13 protein-coding genes and 1 riboswitch are annotated in these 15,681 nt (G+C 39.2%); of the genes, 4 read left to right on the forward strand and 9 right to left on the reverse strand.

Annotation, left to right across the window (positions count from 1 at the left end; all coding sequences use genetic code 11):
- Positions 1-335: 335 nt before the first annotated feature.
- The 3 genes from fusA to ylqF form a co-directional block, all read right to left on the reverse strand.
- Positions 336-2,420, reverse strand: a complete 2,085-nt coding sequence (fusA, locus tag QMA08_RS14600; RefSeq protein ID WP_004334977.1) for an elongation factor G — start codon at positions 2,418-2,420, stop codon at positions 336-338.
- Positions 2,421-2,626: 206 nt separating this feature from the next.
- The gene (locus tag QMA08_RS14605; RefSeq protein WP_039488685.1) at positions 2,627-3,352 is read right to left on the reverse strand and encodes a response regulator; all 726 of its coding nucleotides are present in this window, start codon (positions 3,350-3,352) and stop codon (positions 2,627-2,629) included.
- Positions 3,353-3,839: 487 nt separating this feature from the next.
- Positions 3,840-4,784, reverse strand: a complete 945-nt coding sequence (gene ylqF / locus QMA08_RS14610) for a ribosome biogenesis GTPase YlqF (protein WP_290174795.1) — start codon at positions 4,782-4,784, stop codon at positions 3,840-3,842.
- Positions 4,785-4,875: 91 nt separating this feature from the next.
- Between ylqF and QMA08_RS14615 the strand changes: the two genes are divergently transcribed.
- Entirely contained in the window at positions 4,876-5,412 is a 537-nt protein-coding gene (locus QMA08_RS14615) for a YaeQ family protein (RefSeq protein ID WP_024593828.1), read from the forward strand.
- 183 nt (positions 5,413-5,595) lie between these two features.
- On the forward strand, positions 5,596-6,201 hold the full coding sequence (locus tag QMA08_RS14620; protein WP_004334986.1) for an alpha/beta fold hydrolase: 606 nt from the start codon (positions 5,596-5,598) through the stop codon (positions 6,199-6,201).
- Here the strand turns inward: QMA08_RS14620 and QMA08_RS14625 are convergent.
- Entirely contained in the window at positions 6,198-6,407 is a 210-nt protein-coding gene (locus QMA08_RS14625) for a hypothetical protein (RefSeq protein ID WP_024597139.1), read from the reverse strand. The two genes, QMA08_RS14620 and QMA08_RS14625, sit on opposite strands and share 4 nt — an antisense overlap.
- Before the next feature lie 334 nt (positions 6,408-6,741).
- On the opposite strand from QMA08_RS14625, the gene QMA08_RS14630 reads away from it, so the two are divergent.
- Positions 6,742-7,215 carry a Dps family protein gene (locus QMA08_RS14630; RefSeq protein ID WP_004334993.1) on the forward strand — a complete coding sequence of 158 codons (474 nt, stop codon included), beginning with the start codon at positions 6,742-6,744 and terminating at the stop codon, positions 7,213-7,215.
- A gap of 283 nt (positions 7,216-7,498) precedes the next feature.
- On the opposite strand, the gene QMA08_RS14635 is transcribed toward QMA08_RS14630, so the two are convergent.
- The gene (locus QMA08_RS14635; RefSeq protein WP_004334996.1) at positions 7,499-10,441 is read right to left on the reverse strand and encodes a TonB-dependent receptor; all 2,943 of its coding nucleotides are present in this window, start codon (positions 10,439-10,441) and stop codon (positions 7,499-7,501) included.
- Positions 10,442-10,679: 238 nt separating this feature from the next.
- On the opposite strand from QMA08_RS14635, the gene QMA08_RS14640 reads away from it, so the two are divergent.
- Positions 10,680-11,432, forward strand: coding sequence for a LytTR family DNA-binding domain-containing protein (locus tag QMA08_RS14640; RefSeq protein ID WP_182682765.1), 753 nt, complete (start codon positions 10,680-10,682; stop codon positions 11,430-11,432).
- Positions 11,433-11,454: 22 nt separating this feature from the next.
- Here the strand turns inward: QMA08_RS14640 and QMA08_RS14645 are convergent, their stop codons facing one another.
- The 4 genes from QMA08_RS14645 to QMA08_RS14660 all read right to left on the reverse strand — a co-directional run bounded on the left by QMA08_RS14645 (position 11,455) and on the right by QMA08_RS14660 (position 15,619).
- Complete coding sequence (locus QMA08_RS14645; RefSeq protein ID WP_024597142.1) at positions 11,455-11,853, reverse strand: hypothetical protein; 399 nt, start codon at positions 11,851-11,853, stop codon at positions 11,455-11,457.
- Between the two features lie 60 nt (positions 11,854-11,913).
- Complete coding sequence (locus QMA08_RS14650; protein ID WP_272451741.1) at positions 11,914-13,989, reverse strand: S9 family peptidase; 2,076 nt, start codon at positions 13,987-13,989, stop codon at positions 11,914-11,916.
- A gap of 137 nt (positions 13,990-14,126) precedes the next feature.
- A complete protein-coding gene (locus tag QMA08_RS14655) occupies positions 14,127-14,690 on the reverse strand; it encodes a chitin-binding protein (RefSeq protein ID WP_182672463.1) in 564 nt (187 codons plus the stop codon).
- Positions 14,691-14,786: 96 nt separating this feature from the next.
- Positions 14,787-14,874: riboswitch (cyclic di-GMP riboswitch) on the reverse strand.
- 88 nt (positions 14,875-14,962) lie between these two features.
- On the reverse strand, positions 14,963-15,619 hold the full coding sequence (locus tag QMA08_RS14660) for a cytochrome b/b6 domain-containing protein (RefSeq protein ID WP_004335011.1): 657 nt from the start codon (positions 15,617-15,619) through the stop codon (positions 14,963-14,965).
- Between the last annotated feature and the right edge of the window lie 62 nt (positions 15,620-15,681).

Raw genomic sequence — 15,681 nt, forward strand, 5'->3', positions numbered from 1 at the left:
GATTGCGTTTCATCATCAAGCTGCCAGTTATAAAAATGAAAAACCTTACCATTCTCCAGTTCTACTTTAAAATAGTGAAAAGAAAAAACGAGCTAAATGATACAACAGTAATTTCCTCACTATTGATATAACGCTCTGTGCATATACGTGTATAGCAAATCCCTGCTTTGTAACAATATAAATAAATTGCTCTCTAGTACCTTTTTATTAATTAAAAATATAGGACTAATTAATAATAAAGAGCAGTTATAAAAAACTATAAAAAATAAAACCAAATTATAGGCAATAAAAAACCCGCATCATGTGCGGGTTTTTTTAAAGAGTTAAAGAGCTAATTACTTAGCAGCTTTTTTCTCTTTTTCTGCAGCGATTACTGTGTCAGCTACGTTTTGTGGACATGGTGCGTAGTGTGAGAACTCCATAGAGAACTGACCACGACCAGATGTCATTGTACGTAGTGAACCAATGTAACCGAACATTTCTGATAACGGAACGTCAGCTTTAATGCGAACGCCAGTTAAACCAGCTTCTTGGTCGCTTAGCATACCACGACGACGGTTAAGGTCACCGATTACATCACCAACGTGATCTTCTGGAGTGAACACGTCAACTTTCATGATTGGCTCAAGAAGTTGTGCGCCCGCTTTAGGGATCGATTGGCGGAAAGCACCTTTAGCAGCGATTTCGAACGCGATTGCTGATGAATCCACGGCATGGAAACCACCGTCAAAAAGTTCAACTTCAACGTCTAATACTGGGAAGCCAGCTAGAACACCTTCGCCCATCATTGACTTAAAGCCTTTCTCAACTGCAGGCCAGAATTCTTTAGGTACGTTACCACCAACAACTGATGATTTAAACGTGAAGCCTGAAGCAACTTCGCCTGGCTTGATGCGGTAGTCGATTTTACCGAACTGACCAGAACCACCAGATTGTTTCTTATGCGTGTAGCTATCTTCGATTTCACGAGTGATAGTTTCACGGTAAGCAACCTGTGGTTGACCAACGATAAGGTCTACACCGTAAGTACGCTTAAGGATGTCAACTTTGATATCTAAGTGAAGCTCACCCATACCTTTAAGGATAGTTTCGCCTGAATCTTCATCAGTCTCAACTTGGAAAGATGGATCTTCTGCAACCATTTTACCGATAGCAACACCCATTTTCTCATTACCGCCTTTATCTTTAGGCTGTACAGCAATCGAGATTACTGGAGTTGGGAATACCATTGGCTCAAGTGTTACTGGGTGCTTAGGATCACATAGAGTGTGACCAGTTTGCACATTTTTCATGCCTACGATAGCAATGATGTCACCAGCTTGTGCGCTAGTTAATTCGTTACGGTCATCTGCTTGCATCTCAACCATACGGCCAACACGCTCAGTTTTACCAGTAAACGCATTAAGGATAGTGTCACCCTTATTAAGCTTACCTGAGTAGATACGTACGAAAGTTAATGCACCAAAACGGTCATCCATTATCTTAAATGCTAGCGCCTTGAAAGGTTCGTCAGCAGATACGATTGCGAATTCGCCATTTTCGTTACCTTCTTCATCCATAAGAGGTTGAGGATCAACCTCTGTTGGAGCAGGTAAGTAGTCAACAACAGCATCAAGGATTAGTTGCATGCCTTTGTTTTTGAAAGCAGAACCACAGAACGTAGGGAAGAAAGCAAGGTCACGAGTACCTTTACGGATACAACGCTTGATATCTTCGATAGAAGGTACTTCACCTTCCATGTACGCTTCCATAAGATCATCGTCTTGCTCTACAGCAGTTTCGATAAGCATTTCATGGTATTCATCAGTTTTTTCTACCATGTCTGCAGGAACGTCAGTGATTTCGTAGTTTTCTGGAAGACCAGTGTCATCCCATACGTACGCTTTTTTAGTTAAAACATCTACAACACCAACAAACTCATCTTCGATACCGATTGGTAAAGTCATGATTAGTGGAGTTGCGCCAAGTACTTTACGTACTTGCTCAGTTACACGGTAAAAATCAGCACCCATACGGTCTAATTTATTTACAAAGATAATACGTGCAACTTCTGATTCGTTAGCATAGCGCCAGTTAGTTTCTGATTGTGGTTCAACACCACCAGAACCACAGAATACACCAACACCGCCATCTAATACTTTAAGTGAACGGTATACTTCAACTGTGAAGTCAACGTGTCCAGGAGTATCGATAACGTTAAAACGGTGATCTTTCCAGAAACAGCTTACAGCCGCAGACTGGATAGTAATACCGCGCTCAGCTTCTTGTTCCATGAAGTCAGTAGTAGATTCACCATCATGAACCTCACCTGTTTTATGGATTTGACCAGTAAGCTTTAGGATACGCTCAGTAGTCGTGGTTTTACCCGCATCAACGTGCGCGAAAATACCAATGTTTCTGTACTTCGATAAATCTGCCATTAATTTTACTCTTAATAAAGTCGATAAATTATTCGGCAGGAGTATAACATCACTTAATGCGAACATCACCATACAAGCCGCTTAAAATGCAATCAATTCAACATATTTTTTTTATCGTCAGAATCTATTAAATATCAAACATAACAAAAAAAACGCAAGACATTGAAATTAATAGTGTTTAATACTTAAGTTTCAGATGCACCAAGTTACTTCGCTATTTTATAGCAACGTTCAGGACGGCCAATACTGCCATAACTTTGATCCGCTGTTAACTTACCTGATTCAAGCAAATACTCTAAGTAACGGCGTGCTGTAGAGCGACTCACACCGACCAAATCGCCCATTTGCTGAGCAGTAAATGCAGTGGTTGCGTGCTCTACAAAAGCATCATGTATTTTTTGCAGGGTAAGTTGGTCGACCCCTTTTGGTAAACGATTAGAAATATTGGTTTGCTGCTTTGAGCCAAATAACGTATCAACCATTGACTGCGTTACTTCACTTGCATCAGAAAAACATTGCTGACGTGATTCAAAACGTGCAAGTGCTTGATCTAGTCGGTTTAACATTAATGGCTTAACTAAAAAGTCGCATGCGCCTAACTGCATTGCTTTTTCAAGGGTTTCAACCTCTTTTGCAGCCGTGAGCAGCATAACTTCACTTTTAATTGTTCGTCGTCGTAAATCAGTTAACAAATCTAAGCCATTACCATCAGGCAGGTGTATATCGAGTAAAATTAAATCAGGTTCAATTGCATGCAGCAAAGCTGTTGCCGTGCTTAAATTACCTGCAATGCCCACTACCTGATACTGTGCTTGCCTTAAACTTTGCTTTGGCGTTTGATTGCCTGCAATACCATTTGGTAATAACAAGTACTGCGCTAAAAGCTGTGCTACCTCTACTTCGTCTTCAATTATTACTACTGAATACGTCATGTTTAATGCTCTTATTATTTTGGAATATAAACACTTAGTCTTGCACCAAGTAGGTCTGACTCACCAATTTCTAACGTACCGCCGCATGAGTCTAAATTTTTATGAAATTAAGCATGTACTTTAGTACTCACTAGTCGATTTATATATGAATAAAAAACAAGCGCCACAATAATAAGAATTATTTGCATTTAGGTATTGACAGATAGTTAGATCTAACTGATAATCAATATCAACAAGACGGATTGCATACCACTTGTTAAGGAATGAATTGATTTGTTTCTCGACCCTGAAACAACGTGTGGCGCACGTAAACAGCTATGGTTACTTGTTATGAACCGCAACGCCCCTTGATGTTGATGATGAGTAACCGCCCTACTATTTTACTTGCTACATTGCTCATATCGGTGACGGTAGATATGAAACTAAAAAAGCCCTTACGGGCTTTTTTTATATCTGTAATTTAGTTGGTTAAATTAAACTAAATCAATTAACGACGGTTTTTACGTGCGCGTGCTCGGCGTTGTTTTTTCTCTTCTTCTTTAGCTTGTTTTTTAGCTTCTGCAGCGGCGCGTAGACCAGCAACCATTACCTCTTCTTCCTCACGCATTTGCGGAGTTTCCATAGTAATACGGCCAATAATACCGTCGCGTAATTCGTTGATTAGTATTTCAGACATTTTATATGTGTCTATTTGATTACCACCACGAATACAGCCGCGTTTTTTACCCGCCATTTCAACAAATTCCCAATCACTTTCTGGTAATTCATCTATTTTATAACGCGCTTTTAAAAGCTCAGGGTATGCACGCAATAAGTACTCAGCTGTGTAACTTGCTACTTCTTCATACTCAAGCGCCGTATCACGAATGGCACCGGTAGCGCCTAAACGATAACCTGAGTTTTCATTCTCTACTTTTGGCCAAAGCATACCTGGCGTATCGTAAAGCATAATACCGTCTTCAAGCTTAATGCGTTGTTGTGCTTTGGTTACCGCAGGTTCATTACCTGTTTTTGCAACTATACGCCCAGCCAGTACATTAATTAACGTAGATTTACCCACGTTAGGAATACCCATTATCATGGCTTTAATCTGCTTATCGGCACCCACTTTATGCGGCACTAACTTTTTACAAAGCTCATTTATACGGTGTACTTCAGCTGCTTTATCATGCCCAAAAGAAATCGCTTTAACACCGTTTTCTTGCTCAAAATAATCTTTCCAGATTTGAGTCATTTTAGGATCAGCTAAATCAGCTTTGTTCAAAATTTTGATGACCGGCTTACCTTCACGCAAGGTTGCCACCATCGGGTTTTCACTACTGTAGGGAATGCGCGCATCAAGCACTTCAATGATCACATCCATTTGTGGCATTATTTCTTTAATTTCATTGCGGGCTTTATTCATGTGCCCAGGGAACCACTGGATAGCCATTTTTAACTCCTAACGTATAATTAACCGCTATTTTAACTGGCAATTCATTTAATTGCGCTATACTGGCGCAAATTTTTTCAGATTAGTTGTTATGGCTCTTAAATCCACCATTATGAAAGTGCAGTTATCGCTTAGCGATATGGACCGCCACGTTTATCAAGATTTTAATTTAACCTTGGCTCAACACCCATCAGAAACCGACCAAAGGTTGATGATTCGCTTACTCGCTTTTGCGCTAAATAGCTGTGATGGTTTAGAATTTACTAAAGGGTTAAGTGCTGATGATGAGCCTGAACTTTGGCATGTAAGCTATAGTGAAGAAATAGAACTATGGGTTGAACTTGGGTTACCAGATGAGAAACGCCTTAAAAAAGCCTGTAATAAATCTAAAAAAGTGGTGCTGTATACTTATGGTGAAAACAATCAAGCAATTTGGTGGCAAAAACATCAACCTAAATTGTATGAATTTAAAAATCTAAGTATTTTTAGCCTTGATTACGCAGCAACACAAGCACTTGCTGCTTTGGTTGATCGTGGAATTAAGCTCGCCATTACCATTCAAGATGGTGAAGTATGGGTAAATACCGATACAACCAATATTGAAATAAAACCGCTACAGTTAATGTAATTACGGTAGTTATACCAATTGCATTAAATTAGTTATCTATTATAGCGACAAATAAATAAGTCGATAACAAGGCGAAAATTATGACATGTAGTTGTTTTATATAAATAATTTTTAACGCAGGTAGCGGATTATTTAATACGCTAGAATGATCATGTTTTTAATAAAATTGGTATTAGGGAGCATATGAAAGTTAAACACGTTATTGTTTTACATGGCTTGTATATGTCTGGCTTTGTTATGCGCCCACTTTGTTCACGACTTGAAGAGTCGGGTATGACGGTATTAAACATTACCTACAATACGCTCGACCCTCACCGCGATACCATATTTGCACAAATTGATGAGTGTATTTCTAACGAACCTGCAGCGCTTGTATGCCACTCAATGGGAGGGCTGATTGCACGTGCTTATCTAGAGGCAAACTCTCCTGCTAGCCAGAATATTACGAAGGTAATTACACTGGGTACTCCACATAAAGGCAGCCATATAGCGCAAAAAATGAAGCAAAAAGGGTTTGAATCATTTTTAAAAAATAGTGTTGAGTTTTTGCTTACTAAAAATGGTAATTGGCCTTTTAAAGCTAAGCTTTATAGTATCGCAGGCGATTTACCTATTGGGCTTATGCCTTTAATAGTCAAAGGTAGCCAGTCAGATGGCACCGTATTACTAGATGAAACCAAACTTAAAGGTATGGCCGAACACAAAGTGTTTCATTTAAGCCATACCAGTATGATTTACTCGCGCCAAGTACTCGATTACATTTTAAAGTGCTTAAACGAGAAAGATTAATCCTCAGCATTGGCTGCTATTTTATAACTAATTAAAAATATCACAGCCAGTATCAGCGGAATGGGCGCCGCAATGTAACCAAAAAAATCTGAGTTCGCAAAGCTTGCTCCTGCTAAGTGCGCTACTAGCCCAAGCACAAATGCGATGACTGCAATTCCTACCACTATTAACTCTGCTTTATTTTGTTTCGCTGTTTTTGCATGCATGTTATCTCTCCTAATTATTTCGACAACATTATTATGCGCCGTTAGGATGGATGATTTTTGACCTGCATCAATAAAAAAATAGCTAAGTTATTACCTTGAATAAAGTTTGTTTTAGATCATGATTTATATACTTCTGGGTTTTATTTATTTTTGAGGGGTAGTATTTTTATTAATCAGTCCCATTTCTATTAATAGTCTAAAGTGAATACAGGTATCAAAAACAGCTAATAGGTTAAAACTATTAACTAGATATATTTAAACGATTTTACTAATTTATCGAAATTAGTAATACTTATCACAAGTTCACAAACAAACGGTTATTCAGGAGCAAGTTATGTCACATGTAAACGCAATTGGTCTAAACAGCGCAAAAAGCGAAGACATCATAAAGTCACTCAATACATTATTGAGTAGCTACCAGATTCAATACATGAACGCGCGTGGCTTTCACTGGAATATTAAAGGCCGTAACTTTTTTGAACTACACGTTAAGTTTGAAGAAATTTATAACTTACTACTTCTCAAAGTAGATGAAGTTGCAGAACGTATTTTAACGTTAGATGGCGCACCTCTACATGCATTTTCTGATTACCTTGAAGTAAGTAAAATTAAAGAAGCTAAAGGTATTAGTGATGGCGTTACAGCCGTAGAAAACCTACTTGCTGGTTACAGTACATTAATTCACATGCAGCGTGATATTTTAAGCCAAGCTGGTGATGCAGACGATGAAGGTACAGCCTCACTAATGAGCGATTACATCTCAGAGCAAGAAAAACTGGTTTGGATGCTAAAGGCTTACTTAGACTAAACCAGCAAAAAAAAAGCCCTCAATGAAGAGGGCCACAAATAGGGATAAATCGTTAAATAATCAAGCGATTCGGTTACTATATTAGCCTCCTCCCCATACTAAACAACGCCCCTGTTACCAGTGGCGTTGTTTTGGGTTTAAGTGGGTGTAATGCTCATATATTGGGATAAACAATGTATAAGCATTACTACTACATTATTTTTCCCCATGAAAAAGCCCCAGCAATACTGAGGCTTTGTGAACGTTACTAATTAAGTAACTATATTAGTGTCGTTATTGTTGGTTAGAATTTACTTCTAAAACCTATGTAGAATGATTGACCAATTGGGTCATACGTACCTGCATCTGTTTCAGTACCAGTACTTGAACCGCTCACACCCGATAAAATGCGTGGTGGCTCTTTATCAAATAAGTTACTCGCACCAGCGTAAAGCTCTGTTGAATCGCTGATATGGTAACTTGCTTGAACATCATGATATGTCACTGAACCAATCCCAACTCCACCTGGAGCAATACCAAAACCACTTAAGAATTGATCATCAAAGTCTGCAGCGCCAATGTAAGTTAAGCTCCAGTTAAAATCAAAGTCGTTAAGTTTATAACCAAAGTTCCAGTTAGCTTTATGCTCTGATGCACCAATTTCTCCAGCAAACTCATCTTTATCAGCGCCAGGAAGTGGAATGCTATAACCATCGATTAGGTAAGTATAAGCAAGGCGAGTTCTAAACGCACCTGGGCCAATATCAGTAGAGTACGTTAGTGTTAAATCAACACCTTCTGTACCTAAACCACCACTGTTAGATACACCACTATCAATAAACTCTAGTGAACCAGCACTATTATTACCTGATGGCGCACTACGACGAGTTACAAAGTCACAAAAGCTTGTATCGCCACCACCATAACATTGGTCAAGAATAAACTGACGAGGTGTTGATACGATTGCATCTGTAATTTCGATATCAAAGTAATCAAGCGTAATGTCTAGGCCTGATATTAGATTTTCTGGTGTAAATACTAAACCTACTGTTACAGAGTCACCAACTTCTTCTTTTAAATCTTGGTTGCCACGGTTAAAACCACTAATACCTTGTAAGTCAGACTGGTTAAGCGTGAACTCGCCATTTGAGGCGATATTAGTTGTAACACCAACATCTGTACGACAAGCATCACCTGCAGCACCACCGCCACTATTAGTAACACCTAAACATGGATCGTTTAAACCACTTGGGAAAGTTTGTGAAGGTGGAGAAAATAGTTCATCGATATTTGGAGCACGTGTTGAACGTGCACGGGTAGCGCGTAAACGTAAGCTATCCATTACTTCCCAATCTACACCCACGTTCCAACTTTCAGTATTGCCTACTGTTGAGTAGTCAGACAAACGAACTGCTGCATTCATTGTTACAGAATCAAGCACGGGGATGTTTGCTTCTACATAATATTCAGTTACATCAAACGAGCCTTCTGTTGCTGGAATTGCATTACCCGCATTAAGGCCAGCTTGCTGTAGAGCATCAAACTCACTACGTGAGAACTCTTCTCGGTATTCAAAACCAGCAGCGATACCTACCGTACCTGCCGGTAAATCAAATAAATCACCTGAAATATTACCACCAATGATTTCTTGCTCAACCGACGTTGAAAGTGAGCTAGGTGCACTTACAAAATCAATAGCACCTTGCGATAGCGAATTGAAACCGTAAATGTCTACCGGCGCACAGTTAAAGCCACGTGCTGTCGCATCGATACAAATAGCCTCATCAGTAATACCATCGCCATCTAAATCTTGGCTATCGATAACAGCCTCTAAACCTTGACGAAAGCTTTGTACGTTAACTAAACCACCAGAAACTTGCTGCTCTTTTGTTTTACCGTATACATAGTAAGTATCGTAGAACCAACCATCTGCTATTTCACCTTGAAAGCCTAGTGCTAAACGGAATGTATCACGCTCAGCTCGTGCTCCACGGTTACCGATATCACTTAAGCGCTTTGCAAAAAAGATATCACGCATACCATCACCGTCGGTGTCGGTTGCTGCGTTATATATATCATCAGGTACAAATGCGTTACGCAATATTTCACCGTTTACATTAAATTCAATTGGTACTTGGCCATTTGCATAGATGTCGTCAGAGGCAAAAGGGAATGGCTCTAATTCAGAAACGGTTGTTGTTGCAGCGTAAGTACCTTCATAAAAAAAGCTATGCTTGTCGCTTAGCTCGTAGCTACCATTTGAGGCAAATAAGTAACGTTCTGTAGGTATCGCTATCGTACGTACGCCACTTCGGTTAAAACCATTTGCAGCTACGCCATCGCCACCGTTAGTACTAAACGAGTTTTGTAGGGTGTTTGCATCATTAAACGTAAATGTTTCATCCCCAGCGCTAAAGCGACCCTGTGGCGGAAATGAAGATAAAAATGGGCTTACAGCATCAAATACAGAGCCTGGGTTTGCTACTGGATCATCTTCAAAGAAGATACCTGAAAATTGGTCTACTGCCGAGCGGTCACGATCACGTGAAAAAACAGCACCTTGATCAGAATACCCAAGATGGAACATCGCGTGCCCTTTCCCATCTGAGCTTGATAAGCCTGAGGTAAAGTTAAATTGGCGTGATTCATCATCGCCTTCGCTTGATTCACCATATTGGCCTTCGAATTCAATACCTTCAAAATCATCTTTTAGTACAAAGTTAACTACACCAGCAACAGCGTCAGAACCATAAACAGATGAAGCACCACCTGTCATAATTTCAACTCGTTCGATGAATTGACTCGGAATAGTATTTAAATCGACAGCAGAGCTACCTGGTACACCTGATACATAACGACGACCATTCACTAAAACCAATGTGCGGTTAGAGCCTAAATTACGTAAATCAACAGTAGCAACACCCGCACTTGCGGTATTAAAGTTTGAGTTAGTACGGCTAATAGCTGGTGTACCAAATGCAGGGTTCTCTAATAATAAGTCTTGAATATTTAACGACCCTGATGCATCAATAGCGGCACTATCTACAACTTGAATAGGAGCCGATGACATTGCCTCAGCTGAACGAATTCGAGAACCTGTAACTTGTACGCGTTCTATTTTAGTTATTTCGTCATCTTCTGCTGCAACACCTTGAAATGAAAAGCTTGCAAGTATCGCGCTGCTTAGCGCAACTGTTAACGACGATTTTTTAAATAAGCGCGCGCTACCTTTGTTAGTTAATGTCATATAATTCCCCTGAATTGTTATTTTTGTAACTAAATGGTTACTTCGCGGATTACAGTAAGGGGATTTATTTAAACACTCTACGGGCATTATTTATGAGGCGTAGTCTTTGGTACGAATAGCAGGTTTTATGGGATGAATCAGTACGTCACAATTATTTTATAAATATATTGTACTTTTCATAACAGTTTTTCCGCTAAGCACGGTCTTTATTATTATATACAGCAAGAGATATAAAATAATGATCGCTTCTTTTCATGCATTAACTTTTGTTAGTAACACTAAGTTTGCAACATTTTTAACAAAGCGTGTGCAAGATCACCGGCACTTTGAATCTCAATCTTTTCTTCAAACAAATAGATTAGATCAAATAGACACAGATCAATACAACGTACTGTTTTACGAACTAACCAACCTAGCTGACCCTATGCAAATAGTGCATTTAACTGAGCTTGCTAAAAAGCTGAAGTTAGTCATTATTGCTCAATCGGGACATTTTGCGAGTTTTGCCTTTGAAGTTGGCGCTGTTGATTTTTTAATATTAGATTCAACTGCATCACGTATTGATAAGTGCTTTGATAAGCTGATTCACCTTTGCCCGATTGCAAGTGCGGCCGAACGCCAATACCAGCAAAGCGCACAAGCTGAAAAGCCATCATCACATATTGTGGTTAAAGATGTAGGTAAGGTAAGGCTAATTGATATAAATGATATTATTTGGATTAATGGCGCGGGCAACTATGTAGAGCTGCATTTTACCCAAGGTAATACGCCGGTACTACATCGCGAAACCATGAAAAATATTGAACAACAACTAGAACCAGAAGGATTTGTTCGCATTCACCGCTCTACGCTGGTAAGAAAACAAGCTATTTGCGAACTGATGCCTACTGACAGTGGCGATTATAGAGTAAGGCTGAAAAACGATATGTGTTTAAACCTTTCACGGCGCTATAAAGGGTGTTTAGAGAGTATTATAAGCCCTCTTCAATAGCGGTTTATAATACTCATATTAATTACCAGTTCTGTTTTATATAACTGTCATTTGGGTGCACTAATAAATAGCTTTCGGTATCTTTATAAAAATTAACTTCTACATCGCTATTTTTCCATACTTTTTCAAACATATTTTTAGCTATGATATTAATGTTTATATAGTCAACTCGCTGATAGCCACGTTCTTTTACACCGGCAAAATAGGCCTCTAATGAATCGAGGCCATCCAAAGTTAACAGCTCAAACTCTTTTAAATTAACAACCACAAACTTAATCGTATTTTCAGGGTGAGTGCTCAACTCCTGAACAACTCCATTAGTTAACAGCGTAATGCCTTCATTATTAAAGCTCCCTTTCAATTCTAAATACATCTGAGGGGGCTGTGAACAAATTTGAAATTCACCATGTGCACCAAACATAAATCGCCTTACATATATCAACTTCTATATATAGGATAATACAATTTTCCGATTTTGCAGTTAATTTAATAAAGCAATAAAAAAGGCCATTTCGAGTGCTTTTTCCTCTAAACTTTTAAAGCGACCTGATGCACCACCGTGCCCTGCATCCATATCGGTTTTAAATACTAAAATATTACTATCAGTCTTAAGTTCACGCATTTTTGCAACCCACTTCATAGGCTCCCAATACTGCACTTGTGAGTCATGAAGACCGGTAGTAACGAGTATGTTCGGATAGTTTTGGGCGCGAATATTGTCATACGGCGAGTAAGCTTCAATTACATCGTAAAACTGAGGCTCATTTGGATTACCCCATTCATCATATTCATTTGTTGTGAGCGGAATACTTTCATCAAGCATCGTGGTTAATACGTCTAAAAATGGTACATGACAGCCAACACCGCAATATAACTCTGGTGCTTGGTTTACAACCGCCCCCATTAATAAACCACCTGCACTGCCGCCTGAGGCAAACACCTTGCTGCTATCACAATAGCCTTGTGCAACAAGCGCTTTTGTCACATCAATAAAGTCACTAAAGCTATTTTGTTTATGCTCTTTTTTACCTTGTTCGTACCACTCGCGACCTAGCATTTCAGAGCCTCGAACATGTGCTATTACATAAACAAAACCACGATCGAGCAAGCTCAGCGATGAACTTGAAAAACTTGGATCAATCGTATAGCCATACGCACCATAGCCGTATTGAAATAACGGATTTGAGCCATCTTTTTTAAAGCTGTCTTTTCGATAAACAACTGATACAGGTACTTTAACTCCGTCGCGAGCAGTTACCATTAATCGCTCAGACTGATAGTCATCGGCATTAAAACTACCGAGTACTTTTTGCTGTTTAAGTAGTGTTTTTTCGCCAGTTGCTAAATCAACATCATATAAAGAGCCTGGTGTTGTTAAACTTGAGTAATAAATACGCGCAGTGCGTGTGTCTGGCTCTGGGTTCATTGCTATTGCAGCATAATAACAAGGATCGGCAAACTCAAGTGCCATACGATCCCCTTGCCTATTAACAACTACAAATCGAGCTTGCCCTTGCTCGCGTTCACTCAATACTAAAAAGTCATTAAATAACTCAACACCTTCAAGCAGGACATTTTCTCTGTGAGCTGTATGCTCAAACCATTGTGTTTTATCAGCAATCGTTTCGTTTGTTGCCGTCATTAATCTAAAGTTTTTAGCTTGCCAGTTAGTCACAATATAAAATGTGTCACCTAGCTTATCTACGTCAAACTCGTGGCCATCTTCACGCGGCATTAATGCTTCAAATTCGCCAGTGGGCTTATTAGCATCAAGCACCCATGTATCGTTGGTCTCTGTCGATGCTAAATCAATAATAATTAAGCTTTCGTCGCGGCTTTTACCAAGCCCCATAAAAAAGCTGCTGTCTTGCTCTTCGTAAACCATTACGTCTTGGCTTTGCTCGCTACCAAGCTCATGCCGAAACACTTGATAGCCTAATAATGTTTTTAAATCTTTTTTAACATAAAAAACGGTTTTATTGTCATTAGCCCAAACAACTTGCCCTTCTGTGTTTTCAAGTACATCAGGTAGCATCTCACCGGTCGCTAAGCTTTTAAAGCGAACATTATAAATACGACGACCTTCAGTATCTTCAGAGTAAGCCATAAGCTGCTCGCATGGACTTAGTGCGACTTCGCCCAGCTCAAAAAACTCAAATCCTTCAGCTAATACATTCACATCGAGTAAAAGCTCTTTATTATCGGCCTTTATGCTCGTACTTCTATAATGACGCGAGTATTCATCATCACCACGAACTTCTGAGTGATACCAGTATTTCCCGTCTTTAACGGGTACCGAATTATCATCTTTTACAATGCGTGCTTTTAACTCTTCAAAAAGTGTATTTTGTAGTGGCTTCATAGCAGCTAACTGTTCATCGCAGTACGCATTTTCGGCATGTAAATGCGCAAGTACTTGCTCATCCTGGCGATCGTCATCGCGCATCCAATAGTAATTATCGGTACGTATCTTATTATGAGTACTTAATGTATGGGCTTGCTGTTTAGCAATCGGGAAATTAGGTAATAAACTTAAAGAGTAGTCAGGACGAGACACAACAAAACCAATTAAAAAAATAATGTGATTTGCAGTTTATCATAAAAATAAAAAAGCCCATCCAATAGTTGGATGGGCTAAAACGGTAAACGCTTCATTACTAAAACCGCTATACCTTTGGGAAGATAATTTAAGCTTTATATTTGCTGCCAAGCCATAGCCCAGCTTTGCCCTACACCGGGTTCGAACATAGACTTATTGTCGTCATTCGTGCGGCAAAACTCATTAAATGGCCAAGGCCTGCATTGATATACATGCCCAGTTTTTGGCTGCAATACCTTTGTACCCGCATTATAGTTTTCACAATTTTCAGGGTACACGTAATCATAAGTATCAAGGTTATTAACAACACGCTCATCGCATTTTGCAATACAATGAAAGTCGACGTGTGCTTTACATATACCACTGCTTTGCAAAGCAAAAATTTCATTATTTCTATAGGCTACAATTAAACCCTGTTCGGTCATTTTACCTGCGCTAACCAGAGGAACATGTACATTAATATGCTCGGCAACTAAACGTGGCCATGCGTGGGGCTCACCTTGCTCAAGCGAGGTGATCTTGTAATCAAATGATAAACTAACCAGCTCTCCTTGCATGTCGTAAAAGGTTACACTCACCACATCACCAATAAATAATTGGGTATGATGATTTAAGCAACCTATTGTTGACCACTTTCCACAGGCCAACGACGTATGCATAAACACGGCAACACCTTAAGAGTTACAAAATCTTATCCATACACTATGGATACACAAAAAATACACTGAGGGCAAGTGATACATAACAACACGTTATGCAGTAGTCCCGCTACCATAGCTTTTAAAAAGCCTTAGACCGGAAACTTTGCGTCCTAACCTTTCGGCTAGTTTGCCAGCAATGCGGCGATTATAATTCGACCCCGCATAACAATCAAACAAAAGAATGTAACCAAAAACAAAAACCAGCCCTTTAAGATTGGTTTAATGTGTTTTTAACTAAATAAATAAGTTAAAGGCTCTTTCGCCCACGTAAATACCAGCAACACCAATAAAGATATAAATATTAACCACGCAGGCCAAGACGCTTTAGTTACTTTAGCCTCAGAGTCATCCGCTTTTAACTCTTTTGAGCCTGTGATCATCGCCTTAACTAGCGGTTTGCCTTTTATTCTATAAACAATAATAGCTAATACATGCAAGCCAATAGCATAAAGTAAAATGTCAAAATTCAGCTCATGTAGCCAATTGGCAAAATCAATCGTATCGCTAGACACATATTGAGCAAGCGGCCCGTCAGTTAAAATACCATCACTGCTCATTAAGCCACTTGCAAGTTGCGTTATGATTAATATAAAAAACACTATCACCATACAGCTACCGGGTGCTGAATGGCCTAACGAGTCGCTTGGTGTTTTTAGCGCCTTTAAAATAGCACTAGGAGAGTGCAGTAACCCACTTAATCTCGCGGTTTTGCTACCAATAACACCCCATATTAAACGTGTTACTATAAGTGCTAAAGTAAAAAAACCAGCGACAAAGTGAAGCTCAATCATGCCCTCTTCAATACTAAAATAAAGCACTGCAATACTTACAACCAAAAACCAATGAAAGCATCTAATAAACCCATCCCACACTTTTAACGTCGTCATTGTGCCTATCCTTAAAAAAACAGTATTATTTAATTTGTTAACTACTTTAACATCATAATATT

The sequence above is a fragment of the Pseudoalteromonas sp. APC 3355 genome (assembly GCF_030407615.1).
In the GTDB taxonomy this organism is placed as follows: domain Bacteria; phylum Pseudomonadota; class Gammaproteobacteria; order Enterobacterales; family Alteromonadaceae; genus Pseudoalteromonas; species Pseudoalteromonas distincta.

What these genes read in the sequence shown, in the direction of transcription:
- QMA08_RS14620 (WP_004334986.1), top strand. Translation starts at nt 5,596, where the DNA reads ATGAAAGTTAAACACGTTATTGTTTTACATGGCTTGTATATGTCTGGC.
- QMA08_RS14615 (WP_024593828.1), top strand. Translation starts at nt 4,876, where the DNA reads ATGGCTCTTAAATCCACCATTATGAAAGTGCAGTTATCGCTTAGCGAT.
- QMA08_RS14635 (WP_004334996.1), bottom strand. Translation starts at nt 10,441, where the DNA reads ATGACATTAACTAACAAAGGTAGCGCGCGCTTATTTAAAAAATCGTCG.
- QMA08_RS14640 (WP_182682765.1), top strand. Translation starts at nt 10,680, where the DNA reads ATGATCGCTTCTTTTCATGCATTAACTTTTGTTAGTAACACTAAGTTT.
- QMA08_RS14605 (WP_039488685.1), bottom strand. Translation starts at nt 3,352, where the DNA reads ATGACGTATTCAGTAGTAATAATTGAAGACGAAGTAGAGGTAGCACAG.
- QMA08_RS14625 (WP_024597139.1), bottom strand. Translation starts at nt 6,407, where the DNA reads ATGCATGCAAAAACAGCGAAACAAAATAAAGCAGAGTTAATAGTGGTA.
- QMA08_RS14655 (WP_182672463.1), bottom strand. Translation starts at nt 14,690, where the DNA reads ATGCATACGTCGTTGGCCTGTGGAAAGTGGTCAACAATAGGTTGCTTA.
- QMA08_RS14630 (WP_004334993.1), top strand. Translation starts at nt 6,742, where the DNA reads ATGTCACATGTAAACGCAATTGGTCTAAACAGCGCAAAAAGCGAAGAC.
- QMA08_RS14645 (WP_024597142.1), bottom strand. Translation starts at nt 11,853, where the DNA reads ATGTTTGGTGCACATGGTGAATTTCAAATTTGTTCACAGCCCCCTCAG.
- fusA (WP_004334977.1), bottom strand. Translation starts at nt 2,420, where the DNA reads ATGGCAGATTTATCGAAGTACAGAAACATTGGTATTTTCGCGCACGTT.
- QMA08_RS14660 (WP_004335011.1), bottom strand. Translation starts at nt 15,619, where the DNA reads ATGACGACGTTAAAAGTGTGGGATGGGTTTATTAGATGCTTTCATTGG.
- ylqF (WP_290174795.1), bottom strand. Translation starts at nt 4,784, where the DNA reads ATGGCTATCCAGTGGTTCCCTGGGCACATGAATAAAGCCCGCAATGAA.